13 protein-coding genes are annotated in these 17,159 nt (G+C 46.2%); 1 reads left to right on the forward strand and 12 read right to left on the reverse strand.

Annotation, left to right across the window (positions count from 1 at the left end):
- The 12 genes from ACLTL4_RS03630 to ACLTL4_RS03685 all read right to left on the reverse strand — a co-directional run.
- Positions 1-712 (reverse strand): diphosphate--fructose-6-phosphate 1-phosphotransferase (locus ACLTL4_RS03630; protein ID WP_412320243.1); only part of this gene is annotated, 712 nt, incomplete at its 3' end.
- A 295-nt stretch (positions 713-1,007) separates the two neighbouring features.
- Entirely contained in the window at positions 1,008-2,396 is a 1,389-nt protein-coding gene (locus ACLTL4_RS03635; RefSeq protein WP_022120010.1) for a glycine--tRNA ligase, read from the reverse strand.
- Between the two features lie 159 nt (positions 2,397-2,555).
- Positions 2,556-3,323, reverse strand: a complete 768-nt coding sequence (locus ACLTL4_RS03640) for a hypothetical protein (protein ID WP_412320244.1) — start codon at positions 3,321-3,323, stop codon at positions 2,556-2,558.
- A gap of 128 nt (positions 3,324-3,451) precedes the next feature.
- The gene (recO, locus tag ACLTL4_RS03645; RefSeq protein ID WP_412320245.1) at positions 3,452-4,228 is read right to left on the reverse strand and encodes a DNA repair protein RecO; all 777 of its coding nucleotides are present in this window, start codon (positions 4,226-4,228) and stop codon (positions 3,452-3,454) included.
- Positions 4,229-4,297: 69 nt separating this feature from the next.
- Positions 4,298-5,212, reverse strand: coding sequence for a GTPase Era (era, locus tag ACLTL4_RS03650; RefSeq protein ID WP_022120013.1), 915 nt, complete (start codon positions 5,210-5,212; stop codon positions 4,298-4,300).
- Between the two features lie 17 nt (positions 5,213-5,229).
- Positions 5,230-8,142 carry an insulinase family protein gene (locus ACLTL4_RS03655; RefSeq protein ID WP_412320246.1) on the reverse strand — a complete coding sequence of 971 codons (2,913 nt, stop codon included), beginning with the start codon at positions 8,140-8,142 and terminating at the stop codon, positions 5,230-5,232.
- A 61-nt stretch (positions 8,143-8,203) separates the two neighbouring features.
- On the reverse strand, positions 8,204-8,446 hold the full coding sequence (locus ACLTL4_RS03660) for a hypothetical protein (RefSeq protein WP_412290715.1): 243 nt from the start codon (positions 8,444-8,446) through the stop codon (positions 8,204-8,206).
- A 158-nt stretch (positions 8,447-8,604) separates the two neighbouring features.
- Positions 8,605-11,259, reverse strand: a complete 2,655-nt coding sequence (locus ACLTL4_RS03665) for a calcium-translocating P-type ATPase, PMCA-type (protein WP_173865666.1) — start codon at positions 11,257-11,259, stop codon at positions 8,605-8,607.
- A gap of 112 nt (positions 11,260-11,371) precedes the next feature.
- Positions 11,372-11,962, reverse strand: a complete 591-nt coding sequence (locus ACLTL4_RS03670) for a TerD family protein (RefSeq protein WP_412290717.1) — start codon at positions 11,960-11,962, stop codon at positions 11,372-11,374.
- Positions 11,963-12,025: 63 nt separating this feature from the next.
- Positions 12,026-12,607, reverse strand: coding sequence for a TerD family protein (locus tag ACLTL4_RS03675; protein WP_173865667.1), 582 nt, complete (start codon positions 12,605-12,607; stop codon positions 12,026-12,028).
- A 54-nt stretch (positions 12,608-12,661) separates the two neighbouring features.
- On the reverse strand, positions 12,662-13,804 hold the full coding sequence (locus ACLTL4_RS03680; RefSeq protein WP_022118221.1) for a toxic anion resistance protein: 1,143 nt from the start codon (positions 13,802-13,804) through the stop codon (positions 12,662-12,664).
- A 3-nt stretch (positions 13,805-13,807) separates the two neighbouring features.
- The gene (locus tag ACLTL4_RS03685) at positions 13,808-16,084 is read right to left on the reverse strand and encodes a YceG family protein (protein WP_412320247.1); all 2,277 of its coding nucleotides are present in this window, start codon (positions 16,082-16,084) and stop codon (positions 13,808-13,810) included.
- A 406-nt stretch (positions 16,085-16,490) separates the two neighbouring features.
- Here ACLTL4_RS03685 and ACLTL4_RS03690 point away from each other — a divergent pair, with 406 nt between their 5' ends.
- Positions 16,491-17,156, forward strand: coding sequence for a TerD family protein (locus ACLTL4_RS03690; protein WP_346727712.1), 666 nt, complete (start codon positions 16,491-16,493; stop codon positions 17,154-17,156).
- Positions 17,157-17,159: the final 3 nt, after the last annotated feature.

Consider the following 17,159-nt stretch of genomic DNA (forward strand, 5'->3'; position numbering starts at 1 on the left):
CTTGCAAAGACCGAAGAATGCGAAGGCCCGGGAATACATCGATATCAAACGGCACTTCCGGCAGATAAATAAGATCCGGGCCTTCGCATTCTTCGGTCTTTGCAAGTGCCGTCGCCCCTGTCAGCCATCCGGCATTCCTTCCCATAACTTCTATGATCGTGATCATCTCTTTTTTGTATGTGAGTCCCAGTGCATCGCGGATCACTTCTTTTGTCGATGCTCCGATGTATTTGGCTGCACTTCCAAATCCCGGCGTGTGGTCAGTCAGTGCAAGATCGTTGTCGATTGTCTTTGGCACACCTAAAAATTTCTGTTTATGACCTTTGACAATCGCATAATCCGAAAGTTTTTTGATCGTATCCATGGAGTCATTGCCGCCGATGTAGATAAATGCCTCGATCTCCAGCTTGTCCAGGATACCGAAAATTTTCTCATAAATCTCCATGTCCTCATGGATCTCCGGAAGTTTGTAACGGCAGGAACCAAGAAATGCCGAAGGTGTCCTCTTCAGCAGCTCGATATCCATATCCGAATGAATCTGCGTGGAAAGATCCACGTACTGCTCATCCAGAAATCCCTGGATGCCGTGAAGCATACCGTATACTTTGTCAAAACCACGTTCAATCGCTGTCTTGTAAACCCCCGCAAGGCTGGAATTGATAACCGAAGTCGGCCCACCTGACTGTCCTACAATAATGTTTCGCATTCCCATAACACAAATCCTCCTTAATACTTTATTCCGGTGCAGGCATATCATATTTCCGTCTTCTGACCCCGGCCGATGCCTGCGGATTGCTCCGTTGCAAAAATATAACGATGCATAATGATGCCTTAGAATTGCTCCGTTACAAAGTAACTCCCGCAATTCTATAAACATTATAACATAAAAGCAGAAAGACTCACAAGGTTCTTTCTGCTTTTTGTATAGTTTATTCTATTTTACTTATGCATTTTTGTGTATTTCGTACAGTTTTCAGGCAATTCTTGTCAGAATTGCTGCTCGCTTCTTAGTATGCCAGCTTTTCTTCGAAATAGGCTGCCAGATCTTCGATCTTGATACGCTCCTGCTCCATGGTGTCACGGTCACGTACGGTAACTGCTCCGTCTTCTTCAGAATCAAAGTCGTAGGTTACACAGAACGGTGTACCGATCTCATCCTGTCTGCGGTAACGTTTTCCGATGTTTCCGCGGTCATCGTATTCACAGTTCCATTTCTTTGAGAGCTGTTCGAATACTTTTGTCGCACCTTCGTTCAGTTTCTTGGACAGCGGCAGAACTCCGATCTTAACCGGTGCCAGTGCCGGATGGAAATGCAGAACGGTACGCATATCGCCGCCTTCCAGCTCTTCTTCGTCATAAGCACTGCACAGAAATGCCAGAACCACACGGTCTGCACCAAGAGAAGGCTCGATAACATACGGAATGTATTTTTCTTTCTTCTCATCATCAAAATAGCTCATATCCTGGCCGGATACATTCTGATGCTGTGTCAGGTCATAGTCGGTACGGTCTGCGATACCCCACAGCTCGCCCCATCCAAACGGGAAGAGGAACTCGATGTCGGTTGTACCTTTGCTGTAGAAGCACAGTTCTTCCGGTGAATGGTCACGTGCTCTCATCTCGTCTTCTTTCATGCCCAGATTCTTCAGCCAGTCGATGCAGAATGCTCTCCAATACTGGAACCAGTCAAGGTCGGTACCCGGCTCACAGAAGAACTCCAGCTCCATCTGCTCAAACTCTCTGGTACGGAATGTGAAGTTACCCGGTGTGATCTCGTTACGGAATGATTTACCGATCTGTCCGATACCAAACGGGATTTTCTTTCTGGATGTTCTCTGTACGTTTTTAAAGTTTACAAAGATACCCTGTGCTGTTTCCGGTCTTAAGTATACCGTATTCTTTGCATCTTCTGTTACACCCTGGAATGTCTTGAACATCAGATTGAACTGGCGGATATCGGTAAAATTATGTTTTCCGCAGGTCGGACATGGAATCTGATGCTCTTCGATGAAATCACGCATCTGTTCCTGTGTCCATCCATCGACAGAGCCTTCCAGTGCAATGTCTTTCTCATCGCAGAAATCTTCGATCAGCTTATCTGCACGGAAACGCTCATGACATTCTTTACAGTCCATCAGCGGATCAGAAAAGCCTCCGAGATGTCCGGATGCTACCCAGGTCTGCGGATTCATCAGAATCGCACAGTCAACACCTACGTTGTATGGATTCTCTGTGATGAATTTCTTCCACCATGCCTGTTTTACATTGTTCTTCAGCTCTACACCAAGATTACCGTAATCCCAGGTATTTGCCAGACCTCCGTAAATCTCGGAACCCGGATATACAAAACCTCTGGATTTTGCCAGTGCCACGATCTTGTCCATTGTTTTTTCCATTTGTCTCCTCCTGTCGGCCGTCTCTGCGGCATATGCATATATTGAAAGAAGCCGTTTATGTTTACTTCTTTGCTCGCTGTTTATCGTGTTATATCAAAATGTGCTGCCCCGAAAATACTTCTGTGCAGACATATTGTGATCTCAGACTTTTCCCTGACATCATTCGTATATGACAAATGTCAGTGTATGTTTTACTTCTTCTGCGTCATCTGCGGTATCGGAAGCTTCGTTTCCTGCTGCGGACTTACTTTCGGATTCTACTTCAAACTGGCCTTTCTCCGCATTGCCATCGGATTTTGCTCCGCCGTCTGTGCTCTCACTTTCCGATGCTGTCTCCGTCTCGGATTCTGCTGCCTTTTCCCGCTCTTCTGAAATGCTGGTCGCCGTCTTTTTTCCGGTGACAACTGCATCCGTCGTAACGTAAAGGATCTTGCCCGGAACTTCGATATCCATCTCTTCCGAACAGATTACAACGTTGTAGTTCAGACCGCTCAAAATATCGGATCTTGTCACACTTCCTGTAACTTTTCCGTTTTCCACTTTCTGAAATTCATCCGGGAATTCGTACTTCTGATTGTATGCTCCCTGCAGGTCTCCCGCATAAAAGGTCACATTATTGAAATCCTGATAATCCCTGGAAGCCGCATAGTTCATATACAGCTCTGCTTTTCCGTCTGTGACGTTAAATTTTTTGACAACGATCGGATCACCTTCCTGTGACTGATTGTACGCACTCACAGAATCATCGATCGTCTGCTTCAGCTCATCCTCGCTGTAGTAGGATTTGTCCAGCGTGTCGATCACCGCCGCCTGTACACTGCCGTCCCGTTTCACTTTTACTGCATTGTGCTCTGCCTGAAACTGACTGCAGCCGCCAAGACATCCGGTTATCAGGATGACTGCCAGAATTCCCTTCCATTTCTTCATAATATTTCCCATCCAGACACAGCAAAATCTCCTTCGCTGCCCTGCCTTTCTTGAAACTTACCATATCCCCTTCTGTATATAAAATACAGAATACGCCACCTGTTCGCGTGGCATTTTTCATCATACCATTATTGACCGTCCTTGTAAAGAGCGTTTCTGGTATGCCGCATGATCTCCAGAATCTCCAGAGATTTGAAATCCCGGTCTATGTAACGCCTCCGGAATTTCTCAACCAGACGGATAAACTCTTTCTTTACCTGTGTTGATAGTGCAAAGGCAAAGAGGCGTTCGACCGGCGTACTGATCACATATTGCATCGTATAGATCGTTGATTCCAGAACCGGTGTGCTCCTTTGTACTTTTGAGACACAGCTGCGGCACAGTACGCTGTTCTTATCTGTAAGGAAGGCACAAAGATCATGCTTTGCTCCACATACTGCACACTCGAACACCTGCGGATATTCTCCGCCTGCCGCCATCATACGCAGTTCAAAGGCATAACGGATCAGTTCCCGGTCCAGTTTTTGATTGAGCACTGCACGCAGTGCCCCGTAGAGCAGCTGGATGATCTGTGTGCCGTCATCGTTCTCTCTGGCATAATAATCGGCAAACTCCAGAAAATAGCTTCCATAGCAGGCAGCCTCCACATCTTCTGTGATCTCCCGGAAATAATTTCGAATCTCTGTCTGCACAAGCTGATAGGCAGTCCTTGCTTCTTTTACATAAAAGGTTCCAAAAGCAAAGGTGTTTGCGGCAGCCAGAAAGGGATTGCCCGGTCTTCTGGCTCCTCTTGCAAATACAGTCACCTTTCCCCGCTCTCTTGTCAGCAGCACCAGCCGTTTATCTGATTCTCCGATCGGTGCCGCTATAAGCACAATCCCTGTCAGTGCAATTTTATCATCCATATATTCTCTCATATTCTTACAGTCCCGTCAGCAAATGCTGATGTCTGTACGGAATCGTCGTTTCTGATTTCAGATATCTTTTTTATCGTATCCGAAGTTTTTGATCATGAAGTCACTGTCTCTCCAGTCTTTCTTGACTTTGACCCAGAGCTGGAGATTGACTTTTTCTTCGAGCATATCCTCGATATCACGGCGTGCCTGTGAACCGATCCTGCGGAGCATCTGTCCGCCTTTTCCGATGATGATTCCTTTGTGAGAATCCCGCTCGCAGATGATCGTCGCCTCGATATCACAGATGCTGCCGCCTTTGCTTTTGCGTTCTGTCATTTTTTCAATAGAAACGGCAATACCGTGCGGGATCTCCTCTTCCAGAGAGCGAAGTGCCTTTTCGCGGATCATCTCTGCCACGATCTGTCTCTGCGGCTGGTCTGTCACCGTATCTTCATCATAAAACTGCGGTCCGTACGGCAGATATTTGAAAATACTCTCGATCACAGTATCCATATTGACACTGCGAAGTGCCGACACCGGGATGATCTCCGCAAAATCATAGACTTTGCGGTAAGCATCCATATATTTTATGATCTCTTTTTTATCTACTTTATCAATCTTGTTGATGATCAGGATGACCGGTGTCTTTGTTTTTTTGAGCTGATCCACAATGTGACGCTCGCCGGCTCCGATAAAGGTACTCGGCTCCACCAGCCAGAGGATCACATCGACCTCATTGAGGGTGCGTTCTGCCACATTGACCATGTATTCACCCAGTTTGTTTTTCGCCTTGTGGATACCCGGTGTGTCCAGAAATACAATCTGTCCTTTTTCGTCTGTATAGACGGTCTGGATCCGGTTTCTCGTTGTCTGCGGTTTGTTGGACGTGATCGCGATCTTCTGCCCGATGAGGTGGTTCATGAGTGTGGATTTTCCTACGTTTGGTCTGCCGATCAGGGTCGCAAAACCGGATTTGTAACTTTTCTCTGCCATCTGTATATAATTCCTCCTTAAAGTGGTCCGAGATTTCTAAACATCTCTTTCTCTTTTTCCAGTGCATCTTCGTTTCCGAGCACGCAGATGCAGTCTTCTTCCAGGATTGCACGCATCAGCGGTGCCAGGGCACGGATATCTTCCTGTGTCGCATAGAGTACCTGGTCACGCTCTTTCTGAAGGTCGCTTTCAGTCACATGTCCGAAATAAGCAGCATCAGAACGTGCTCCCTGTGCTCTTGCTGTGAGTGGCGTATCCATCTCACTGATCGTTCCGATCACGTATTTTGTCATATCACGCTCTTCGACGTTGAAATGTTCCACGTATTCCGGCACGCCTTCGTAGATCTCGTTGGTCTGACGCAGGTTCGGATCACGGTAAGAAGCAAAATAGGAATTGCCATTTCTGCCGAATCCACTCATACAGCCATACGCCCCGCCTTTGACACGCACATTCACCCAGAGATATTCATAGCTCATGATCACCTTCAGGATCCGCAGTGCCCCGGTATAATCATAGCCTGCCTCGCGGTAATTTCCGGCACGTGTCACATACTGGATCTTGGCGGAGGTCTGGAAGCCTTCGTTCAGCTTTCCGTATGCAAGGGTTTCTTCTGAAGGTGTTCTCTTATCCAACGAAAGTTTTTCGCATAATCCTGTCACTTTCTCTTCCAGTCCGGCAAGCCCCTTCTCTTCCGCTGTTACGGAAAATACCATGGCATCCTGTCGGAAAATCACGTTCATCAGCTCTTTCAATTTACTCTTCAGATTCTCTTTTTTCGTTTCAAAATTTGCATCGAGGTCATCGAGCATGCGATAGTAGTCAATCCCGCTGCTGCGATCACTGAACGCAGCTGTCTCGGAGAAATAAGCCATGGCACGGGTTGCCGCTGCCGAATGTCCCGCCGTTGTCAGCCGCATCTGTGTCCTTGATTTCTGCTCGGAAATGATCTCTTTTAAGCGTTTCTCATCGTCCAGTTTGGATGTGAATAAAATCTCCTCGATCACATCAAACACAAAGTCGATTTTATCATAAAGTGTGCGGGCTGATACGGTAAACATCGGATACATCTTCTGTGTGTCCTTTTCTGGAAATATGACCATCCCGGTACCGATACCTCCGGTCTGCATATTGATCTCATTGAACAGATCTCCGTAAGCATAATGCTCGGTGTCGATCATGCCCAGCACATTTTTCAGAAGGCCGACATAAGGCAGATCCTCTTTTCTGACAACGGACAGATCAAAATAAAGGGTCAGATAAGCGATGCCGTTCGTGTTCACATCATGCCACAGAACTTTGGTGTTGCCAAAAGAAAGCTCTCTGTTGCAGATCGGTCTGCATTTCTTTGTGATATCCTCCCTGGTAAGCATCGGGATTTTCTCCAGCTCTTCCTGTGTGGACGGTGTCTCCTGGAATTCCTGCAATTTTGCTGTTTTTTCTACCAGCTCCTTTACCTGTTCTTCACTGAGACCTGCCTTAAAATCTGCCAGTTTCTTTGCCGTCTCTGCCTCCAGTTTTGCAGTCAGTCCCTTTTCCGGTGCAACGACAACAACCGCCACATGTGTGTTGTCTAGCAGATATTTCTGCACCAGTTTCTCGTAATAATCACTCTCTACTGCATCACGGAGTTCCTTATAAATATCCAGCTGTTTGACATAGGCAAACGGATCACCCTCGCCGTACAGCCAGCTGTCCATAATGTCGATTCCGTACATCAGGCCCTTCGGATAAGAGCCGTAATCTGCCTCACGAAAACGGAACTCGGAAGAATTGATACCTGCCAGCAGTGCTTTTTTATCGATGCCGTTTTTCACCTGCTCTTCCAGTACCTTGCGGATCACTGCCAGGAACTTTTCTTTGTCACCGACATTTGCATTTTTAGCGACTACCGAAAGGGATGGCTGCTGAATGCCGCTCTCAAAAGAGCCTAGGATATCTTTTCCAATCCCGGCATCCAAAAGAGCCTGTTTAAGCGGTGCCCCAGGTGCTGACAAAAGTGCATATTCCAGGATTGCCATGGCAGTCACAAGACGTACATCGCTGCTTGTTCCAACGGACACATTCCAGGAAAGATAGGTGTTGTCTTCTTCCGATTCGGATGTGGAAATAGAATATTTTTTATAGATCTCATGCGGAGCATCGAACGCTTTCTGCATACTGATCTTTGAATCTACCTCTTTTTTTCCGTATTTAGAGAGATATTCCTGATCCAGCCAGGTAAGGCGTTCCTCAACATCCATATTTCCATAGAGATAGATGTAGGCATTGGACGGATGATAATATTTTCCATGGAAAGCCAGAAAATCTTCGTATTTCAGATCCGGGATACACTGCGGATCTCCTCCGGACTCAAATCCATACGGTGTATCCGGATAAAGTGCATTTAAAATTTCGCGATCGAGCACATCTTCCGGTGAAGAATAAGCTCCTTTCATCTCGTTGTATACCACACCATTGTAGGTGATCTCATCCTCCGGATTTTCCAGATGATAATTCCAGCCTTCCTGACGGAAAATCTCTTCTTTTTTATAAATATTGGTATGAAAAACGGCATCCATATAGACATCCATCAGGTTTGCAAAATCTTTGTCATTGCAGCTTGCAATCGGATACATGGTCTTATCCGGATAGGTCATCGCATTCAGAAAGGTATTGAGCGAACCTTTTACCAGCTCCACAAACGGATCTTTGGACGGAAACTTTTCGCTTCCACACAGCGAACAGTGTTCCAGAATATGTGCTACCCCGGTGCTGTCTACCGGAGGTGTACGAAATGTAATATGAAATACTTTATTATCGTCATCATTTGCAATGACCATGATGCGTGCACCGCTTTTTCTGTGACGCAGCAGATAGCCGACTGACTGAATATCGGAAAGCCCCTCTTCCCTTAAAAGTTCGTACGCCTGTAATTCTTTTATTGCCATGAAAAAACCTCTTTTCTTTTTATTTATTCATAAAAACTGCAGCCCTTTCTGCCATGTTCTTTTACATAATAGAGTGCCTGGTCTGCATCTTTAAAAATACTCTCTCCTTTATTCGGGCGGTCTGAGTTTCTGTCCCGTCAAAATATCTTTTCAAAATATCCAGAGCTTTCTCTCTGCTCTGTTTTGTTTCTGCTTCTCCAAAATAAGCATCCATATATTTACTTTGCCCGGTCATCGCATAAAGCCTGACCTGCTCCGTCAGATAATCGGATCGTTCTGCAGCTGCTTCGCTGCATTTCCACATGCACTATACTGGTTTGTCGTCGTCTGAAGTACATGAAACTCCTTTCGGCCAATAAAGGAAATTATCTTCTGAATTCTCTCATGTACAAACCCCTGTTATATCAACGGAAAAAGTGCGATCCCATACGTGACACCGCACTTTCCCTGTTGAATTACCTGTTATTTATTTACGCACAGTTTTCTGACCATATCTGCCGGGATCATTGTACATGCCAGCAGAACAACTGCAATCCAGCCTTTGATTCCAAACGGAACACAGCTGAACATTTCTCCAATCCACTGGAACGGGGCCAGCGGAACGATCGCCGCATTTACGAGCAATGCCTGCACGATTATAATAATCAGAAATACTTTAATAAAATCTTTATTCTCATTCAGACCGGCAAAAATTGCAAATCCATCGTCACGCACATTAAAGCCGTTGAACAAAGCTGCCACAATAAACAGTACAAAATAACCCGTCAGGTGCTGTTCCTCATTTGCAAACAGATTTACAAAGAACGGCACTTTCAGATAGATAAAGCTTACCACGGTAAGCCAGATTCCCATTGTGAGGATCTGTCCCATCATTTTTTTGCTTACAATACTTTCATCACGTTTTCGCGGTGCTTCTGCCATATATTCTTCTTTTGCCGGTTCATTGCCAAGCATCATCGCTCCCAGTCCGTCCATGACCAGATTTACAAAGAGAAGATGTGTTACTTTCAGTGGTTCATCCACACCGAAAAACGGTGCGATTGCACTGACCACAACGGCTGCCACGTTGATCACCAGCTGGAATTTACAGAATTTCAGGATGTTATGATAGATGGTTCTTCCATAGAGGATGGCATCTTTGATGGATTTAAAATTATCATCCAGAATAACGATCTTACCTGCTTCTTTTGCTGCTTCGGTTCCGCTTCCCATGGCAAAACCAACATCTGCACGTTTCAGTGCCGGTGAGTCGTTGACACCGTCACCTGTCATGCCGACTACCAGATTCATCTCCTGGCACAGGCGTACCATACGGGACTTGTCGGTCGGCAGTGCTCTTGCGATCACACGGATATTCGGTATGATCTTCTTCACTTCTTCATCACTCATCTCATTGAGCTGTGCGGAGGAAAGTGCACGGTCGCTGCCTCCTTTTAACAGTCCTGCATCTTTTGCGATCGCTACCGCTGTCTCAAGGCGGTCACCTGTGATCATAACGACCTGAATACCGGCTCCCTGTACTTCCCGGATCGCTTCTTTTGCTTCCGGACGTACATCGTCACGAATGCCCACCAGACCAATGATCACGATATCATCATTGATTGAATTTTCAACCATGTCTTTTTCTGAATAACCAAAGGCCAGCACACGCATTGCTTTTGCTGCCAGTTCATCGATCTTGCGGTTCAGGATGGCGTTGTCCATGGTACAGATATTGCCGTCTGCATCCAGATATTTCACTGCATTTGCCAGAAGTTTTTCCGGTGCCCCTTTATAGAAAGTTTTACCGGTGCTGTCGATGCGTGCCTGACTGAATTTATTTGCAGAGTTGAAAGACTGCTGTTTTGTTATTTTATATTCGCTGCTGTTCTCCAGCGTCTTGAATGTCTCCTCACCCAAAAACTTCATCAGTGCCTGATCGGTTGCATTTCCGCCGATGACTTTATGGGATGCGTCAAACATGGACTGTGTATTCTTACCGATGGCAAGATCCACAAGACCTTTCACCTTGCTGTGTTTACTCAGCTGTGCAATATCAATGGAATTGCCGTCGCCGGTAAAGAAATCGACCACTTCAAGCATACCTTTTGTGATCGTTCCTGTCTTATCACTGAAGAGAATGTTTAAAGAACCTGCTGTCTCGATACCTTCTGCTTTTCTTACCAGGACATTGTGGTCAAGCATTTTGCTTGTATTTTGCATCAGCACGAGGGAGATCATCAGCGGAAGTCCTTCCGGAACTGCACAGACGATGATGACAATTGCCAGAGAAAGAGCCCTTACAACATCTTTGACAACCGGTTCAATCCCCATTGCAAAGTACTGGGAAACTCCGCCCGCCTGCATAACAAAGTAGACCAGGTAAAGTACGGCGATCAATACCGCACCGATATAACCAAACGTGGAAATCTGTTTTGCAAGTTTGGCAAGTTTTACTTTCAAAGGAGAATCCGGCTCGTCTTCCTGCATCTCTTCTGCCATTTTTCCCATCATGGTCTTCAGTCCGACCTTGCGTACATCAAGAATACCTTCGCCGTCAAATATCACTGCTCCGCGGAACAGGGAGTGTGCATCGACAAAGGTATCGCCTGTGATGTCATCTTCCAGCTGAAAATCTTCTGATGCCGCTGTTTTTTTACATTCTTCTGCCTCGCCGTTCAGTGCGGAGTTGTCCACACGCAGTGCCCCGTCGATCAGTACACCGTCTGCCGGGATTTTATCACCGGACTGCAGCAGGACTTTGTCACCGACTACAACATCATCAACATCGATCACCGTGATCACGCCGTTCCTGTGAACTTTACACTTGTCTTTCTCTGTATTGTCTTTCAGTTCACGGTACTTGGTATCGCTTGCAACACCGGTCTTTGCAGATACGGTTGCCACGATCAGCACTGCAACGATCGTTCCGAGCGGCTCGTAAATCTCCGCATACCCAAAGAAGAACATCACGATCATCAGTGCTGCGATCGCCAGCAGGATCTTGATCATCGGATCACTGAACGTCTCTTTGAATTCTTCCCAGAACGTGGTCGGCTCGGAATCCGGGATCTCGTTGGAACCAAATTTACTTCTGGACTCTTCGACCTGTTTGTCTGTCAAACCATTATACTTCATCTTTTTGTCTCCTGTTTTTATTTTTCTGCTTATAAGCAGGGAGAAACTATATGAATCACTTCATCTCAGATATAGTCTCTCCCATATCGCACCATGTCATACCGGTACGCTCTTATTTTTGAAATCTTGCTGCCATCTCACCGATGCCGCCGTCCCTTGTTCCCTGTCCGATGGCACCGAATTTCCACTCACCGTTGTAGCGATAGATCTCACCAAAGATCATCGCCGTCATTCCGGAGTAGTCCTCTGTCAGGTTGTACTTTAAGATCTCCTGGTCATTTTTTCCGTCTACCAGGCGGATAAACGCATTCTCGATCAGTCCGAAATGCTGCTTTCTCTGCTGTGCCTGATAGATCGTTACAACGATCACGATCTTGTCATACTCAGACGGCACACGGTCCAGGTCGATCACGATCTGCTCGTCATCGCCTTCTCCTTCGCCGGTCAGGTTATCACCCATGTGACGGACGGTTCCGGATTTGTGTGTCAGATTGTTATAGTATACCAGATCATCTCTTCCTGTCATTCTGCCGTTCTGCAGTAAGATTGCAGAAGCATCGCAGTCGATCGGTGCCGGTTTCAGTGCAAAAAATCCTCTGGATCTTTTGACTTCATCCCATCCAAGTCCTACTACGACTCTGGATAACCCCTTTTTCTCTTTGGACAGATTCACTTTCTGTCCTTTCTGTAAACTGATAGACATAATCATGCCCCCTTTTCCAGGTTTTTAAGCATTGCTCAAATTCATTTTATCTGCCTGTGCTACTTATGCGACTTCGATTCCATAATGTCCGCACAGTGCTGCCAGACCGCCCTGGAATCCGCTGCCGATGGCGTTGAATTTCCATTCTCCGTTGTGCTTGTACAGCTCGCCTACCACAACGGCTGTCTCAATGGAGAAATCCTCTCCGAGGTCAAAATGGATCAGTTCTTTTCCGGTTGCATCATCCACGATACGGATAAATGCGTTGGATACCTGTCCGAAATTCTGTCTTCTGACATCTGCATCGTAGATCGTTACGGTAAATGCGATACGTTCGATGTCGGATGGAACCTGTGTCAGATCGACCATGATCTGTTCGTCATCGCCTTCTCCGGAACCGGTCAGATTGTCGCCCATATGTTTGACACATCCGGTCGGATGTTCCAGATTTCCGTAAAAGATAAATTCTTTTTCGGTCGGGCATTTGCCGTTTGAACCGCACATAAATGCTGCTGCATCCAGGTCAAAATCTGCTCCTGTATCAAATGCGTTCACATCCCATCCGAGTCCTACCATAATGCTTTTCAGTCCCGGATTTCCTTTTGTCAGATCTACTTTCTGTCCTTTTGATAAATTAATAGGCATAATGTTTCCTCCTTTATGGATTTATATTAAGGTGAAGATTCACCCTGTTTGCTCTCAGTATCTCTTTGTCGGCATGTGGTACATCTGGTTGAATTCCTGCTTGATGTTCTCAAGTCTTGCCTGATCTTCATGCCGCTGTTTTCTTGCATTTTCCTGGATCTGTCTTGTCTCATCGATACCGTTTACGATCGTTTTCCAGGTCGTCTCCAGCGTCTCAATCTTGATCGAACTGCCGGATGCCAGCTGTGCCGTCATCTTGGACTGCTGCACGGTATTCTGTGCATTTTTAATAAGCATCTCATTTGTTTTCTGGTCCAGTGCAGAAATGGCTTCTGCCTGAATCTTCTGGCGTTTCAGCATGATCGCCTGTGCCAGTGCCTGCTTAAATACCGGAAGTGTGATGATAAATGCGGAATTGATCTTGCGGACCAGGTTCATGTTGCTGAATGCCATCGTCTTGATCATCGGGATCGACTGCATGGCAATGTTTTCTGCGGTACGCAGATCCTGTGTCCTCTGCTCCAGCATCATCAGTGCCTGATTTAAGCTGGTAAGCTCAAACTGGATCGACTGATCCCCGGTAGCCTCCATATCTGCCTGACGCTGTGCGATATAGGCTTCCAGCTCCTGACAGCCTTGTTCTCCGGCAAGAATGTATTTCACCAGCTCGTGGTAATAATTTACATTTGCCTCAAACATCGTCTCTAATTTGCGGTTGGACTGCTTGATCTCTGTCTCATACTGTTTGAGCTGAACATAGATCTGATCTACTTCTTCGCCCATTGTATGATATTTGGCAAGAATCTTGTCCATCTGTTTGCGAAGCCCGCCGAACAGTTTGTCAAACAGACCTTTGTTTTCTTTTAATTCATCCGGATCAAACTTCTCCATGATCTTTGCAAGCGTGTTCAGCATCTGACTGGACTCATCCAGCTGTTTCATATCCATGCTGTTTAACACCACATCCGATGCTTTGGAGATCTCTTCTGCGACCTCTGCCCCAAACGATACGATCGTCTCCAGATTGTTGACCTCGATCGTGCTGACGATATCGTCCACTTCTTTGGAACCAACCAGCTCTGCACTCATCTGCTTTCTGTCCACAACGATATCATAAGACTTCACCTGTTCCAGTTCCGCCTGTGCGGCCGGAGCTGTCTGCGTTGGAGCATCTGGTCTGTTAAAATTAAGTCCCATCTTTTACTCCCTCCTGAATAGTATGTCCCGCCAGGATTTCTGGCGTGCCTTTGGTAATGGAACCCTCGTCAGATCCGGGACATTTAAATCATATAAATACTCCCCGATCTGATGCTCTTCCATCTGTTTTCTGTTGTAAAAGTTCTCTATATTCTGATATCCGGTCGGTATGAAAAACAGAATGTCAAAACCGGCCAGATTCAAAAACGCGGTAAGGATCGCATCCTCCAGTGAGATTACTTTCTCACCGGGATTGATATAGATCAGTTTCGGATTTTTCTTTGTAAAATCAAATTTCTGAAGCATCCGCAGGATTTCTTTCGGCAGGTTCAGTATCGTCGAAAGGATCGTGTACTCCGTGCCATTTTCAAAGGTGCCACGGATCAGCTTCTGCTCGATCAGGATCTGCAGCTTGTCCAGAATGTGCTCCTGGATCTCTTCTCTTAAAAAGCCATAGGCATACGCCGGATGGTTTTTGATCTTTGCCTTCTGCAGTCTGCCGTTTTTGTAAAATTCAGTCACATAAGGCTTGATCGGATTGGCTGCAAGCGGCTGAATATAAGGAAAGCTTTTAATCACCATGGTATCTTCTGTGATCAGCTCCCGGATCGATGACCAGTACTCGGATACTTTTCCGTCTTTTACGCCGGAAACTTTTGCAAAAATGACCGGGATATTGACAGTGCTTTCCGTCGTACTGAAATTCGGCCGGTATTTCACTTCTTCGTTCCATAAAAGCCGGATCTCCTCGTACATCGTCTGGAGATTGATGATATCCGCACTCTGATACTGCTGGTTGCGGTACAGTCCACTATCCTGATACAGAGTATCCAGTTCCCGCTCCGCATGATAGGCAGCCGTCCCCATCCGGACTTCGGTATTTTCCTGCGGAAAACGCTGTAAATGCAGCGTCTCCGTAAAATTCATCTGATAGAGCAGCTGATCTTCCAGTACAAACGCAGCACTGCGATCCGGATCGAGGATCAGTACATCCACCGGAAGTCTGCCCAGCATTTTCAGAAACAACGCTTCAAAACGATTTTTGCATCCGCCCATATAAAAAAAGCATCCAATCTGCGGCATACGCCAGCTTTTGAATAACTCCGGCAGATAACGCATCATCCAGCAGATCAGATAGACTGCCTTGTTGGTCAGTTTGTTGCGGTTCTCATCCAGTGCTTTTTCCTCCTCCAGAAGCACATCAAGAAATGCTTTGATCATCAGGCTCTGAAGCTCCCGGTTCGCCGGATACTGAAGATTGCGTTTCAGATCCAGAAGCATCTCATCGGTTTTGCTGTAATTTTTTCTGGAAACTTTTGCGATCTCCTCCGGAGTCGGCGGCTCGATCTGCCCGTTTACGATCACAATGTTTCGCTTCCGGGCTTTTAATTCCTGGTAAAGCTGGTAAAGCTCGTTAGTATAAGAGATTTTATCTTCTACACCATTTATCTGACAATAACAATTATAATAAAATTCAGGATCACTGCCCCGCACGGTTGGCGGCTTTGCAATATCCAGAAGAGGCTTTCCCTCAATCCATGCATTGGTGCAGTTTCTGACATCCGGAAGTCTGCCGTAAAGGCGGCTTCGCTCGATCTCCTGTTGCTGCTGCATGCGAAGATTCTTCAGACTGAAATCCCCCGGAAATGCCTGCATATCCGGCAAGGTCAGCGGCATAGAATATGCATTCGCCGCATCCAGTCTCTGATAATTCTGATCTCCGTGGTACTGCAAAAGTACAATATCGCAGCCCGCATGGCACAATATAGACAAAAGCATCAGCTCATAATGGCTGATGTTTCCCTCGTACAGAATCTTCGGGACGGAATTTTCACCGAGCAGATTGACGATCCGCTCGAACTTATAATACAGCCAGCACATGAACTTGATGTAGGCATTTTTCAGCATACCCTCTGTCTTGCCTGCCCTTTGCATAGAAGCAAAAAAATCATACATGGACATCGCCATATTTTTCCGCTGGTACGGATTCATCCGCGGAAGCCATTTCTGTAAACGACTTTCGATAAAACCAGGAGCCATCTGAAAATCCATGCCCATCATCTCTTCATAATAAGAAAGATTCTGCCCGGCAGGATTGGGAATCCTGCCTTCGATCACAACGCCGCGAAGCCTCGCCTCCTCATAATATTTCCGGATAAAGGCCGCGACCTGCGGTGTATAACCGCTGATGCGGTAAAAGTATACTTCTTCTCTTGTCGTTCTGACCGAAAGCTCTTTAAAATAATCGTCAAGTATGCTTAATTTCTGTTGTCTGAACATAGGTGAAATGCGAATGCCGCCCTCTCTTTTTCTGTAAAATTACATATAAATCACTATATCATTTTTTGCGTTTCTTTTCAAGCATTTTAAGAAACGACCAGGCAATCGTTTCTCTTTGCATACTGTCGCCGTACAGATACCTGAAAAATCGGATCCAGACGTGACAATTTCTGCTTTTTAGCGTATACTCAAAGCAGATAAAAGAAAAGGAGGTCATTTTATGCTTGTTCTTCCAAAAAAGACTTCGCACCCCCTTCACACAGATTCGATCCTTGAGATCAACCGTGTCACCTCCAGAGCTGAGGACTATACAGGCATACACAACATAAATCGCGTGACGCAAAGTGAATCTCTCTCCTCTGCAGAAGCCGCACCATTCACTGTATCCAGGGCATCGGAAACTCCTATGTCATCCCGTGTTTCGAATCCATCGCCGTCTTATCGGAGATCCGCACAGCAGAATACATTCACGTCATCTGCTCCTTCCGGCATCTCACACCAGATCATGCCTGCTCTGATAAATCAAACGAGGAAAGGACAGAAAACACTACTTGGAGATGCAATTTCTCTTGGAAAGATCAAGGCCTGCCTTGGCTGGAATGTCAAAAATCCAGCCTGTGATGTGGATGTTTCCGCATTTCTTCTTGGCCGTGACGGAAAAGTTTCAGGCGATGACTGGTTTGTATTTTACGGGCAAAAAGAAAGTCCGGATTGCAGTGTGATTTTTTCTGATCGGGAAAACACGGACCGCGAGTCCGTTGCGATCGATCTTTCCAGACTGAATCCATCGATCACCCGTATCGTCTTTGTGCTGACGATCAATGATGCCTTTTCCAAACGCCTGAATTTCGGCATGATCGAGGATGCCTATGTGCGGATTTTAGATGCCGCTTCTGACCGGGAGCTGGTCAGCTTTGTGATGGATGAATATTATTCCAATGTCATCTCCATGATGATCGGAGAAGTCTATTTACATAACGGAAACTGGAAATTCAATGCCATCGGAAACGGGGTCGCCAAAGACCTGGAAGGCTTATGCGGTCTGTATGGTGTGCAGGTTAAACAGACTTGAACA

This window comes from Hominisplanchenecus sp., assembly GCF_046967715.1.
In the GTDB taxonomy this organism is placed as follows: Bacteria; Bacillota; Clostridia; order Lachnospirales; family Lachnospiraceae; genus Hominisplanchenecus; species Hominisplanchenecus faecis.

Excerpts from the sequence above, each read along its gene's own strand:
- ACLTL4_RS03660 (WP_412290715.1), bottom strand. The coding sequence starts at position 8,446 with ATGTGGAAATGCAGCGAAGCAGCTGCAGAACGATCCGATTATCTGACG.
- ACLTL4_RS03665 (WP_173865666.1), bottom strand. The coding sequence starts at position 11,259 with ATGAAGTATAATGGTTTGACAGACAAACAGGTCGAAGAGTCCAGAAGT.
- ACLTL4_RS03690 (WP_346727712.1), top strand. The coding sequence starts at position 16,491 with ATGTCATCCCGTGTTTCGAATCCATCGCCGTCTTATCGGAGATCCGCA.
- ACLTL4_RS03640 (WP_412320244.1), bottom strand. The coding sequence starts at position 3,323 with ATGAAGAAATGGAAGGGAATTCTGGCAGTCATCCTGATAACCGGATGT.
- ACLTL4_RS03655 (WP_412320246.1), bottom strand. The coding sequence starts at position 8,142 with ATGGCAATAAAAGAATTACAGGCGTACGAACTTTTAAGGGAAGAGGGG.
- ACLTL4_RS03675 (WP_173865667.1), bottom strand. The coding sequence starts at position 12,607 with ATGCCTATTAATTTATCAAAAGGACAGAAAGTAGATCTGACAAAAGGA.
- ACLTL4_RS03685 (WP_412320247.1), bottom strand. The coding sequence starts at position 16,084 with ATGTTCAGACAACAGAAATTAAGCATACTTGACGATTATTTTAAAGAG.
- ACLTL4_RS03670 (WP_412290717.1), bottom strand. The coding sequence starts at position 11,962 with ATGTCTATCAGTTTACAGAAAGGACAGAAAGTGAATCTGTCCAAAGAG.
- era (WP_022120013.1), bottom strand. The coding sequence starts at position 5,212 with ATGGCAGAGAAAAGTTACAAATCCGGTTTTGCGACCCTGATCGGCAGA.
- ACLTL4_RS03635 (WP_022120010.1), bottom strand. The coding sequence starts at position 2,396 with ATGGAAAAAACAATGGACAAGATCGTGGCACTGGCAAAATCCAGAGGT.
- ACLTL4_RS03680 (WP_022118221.1), bottom strand. The coding sequence starts at position 13,804 with ATGGGACTTAATTTTAACAGACCAGATGCTCCAACGCAGACAGCTCCG.
- recO (WP_412320245.1), bottom strand. The coding sequence starts at position 4,228 with ATGGATGATAAAATTGCACTGACAGGGATTGTGCTTATAGCGGCACCG.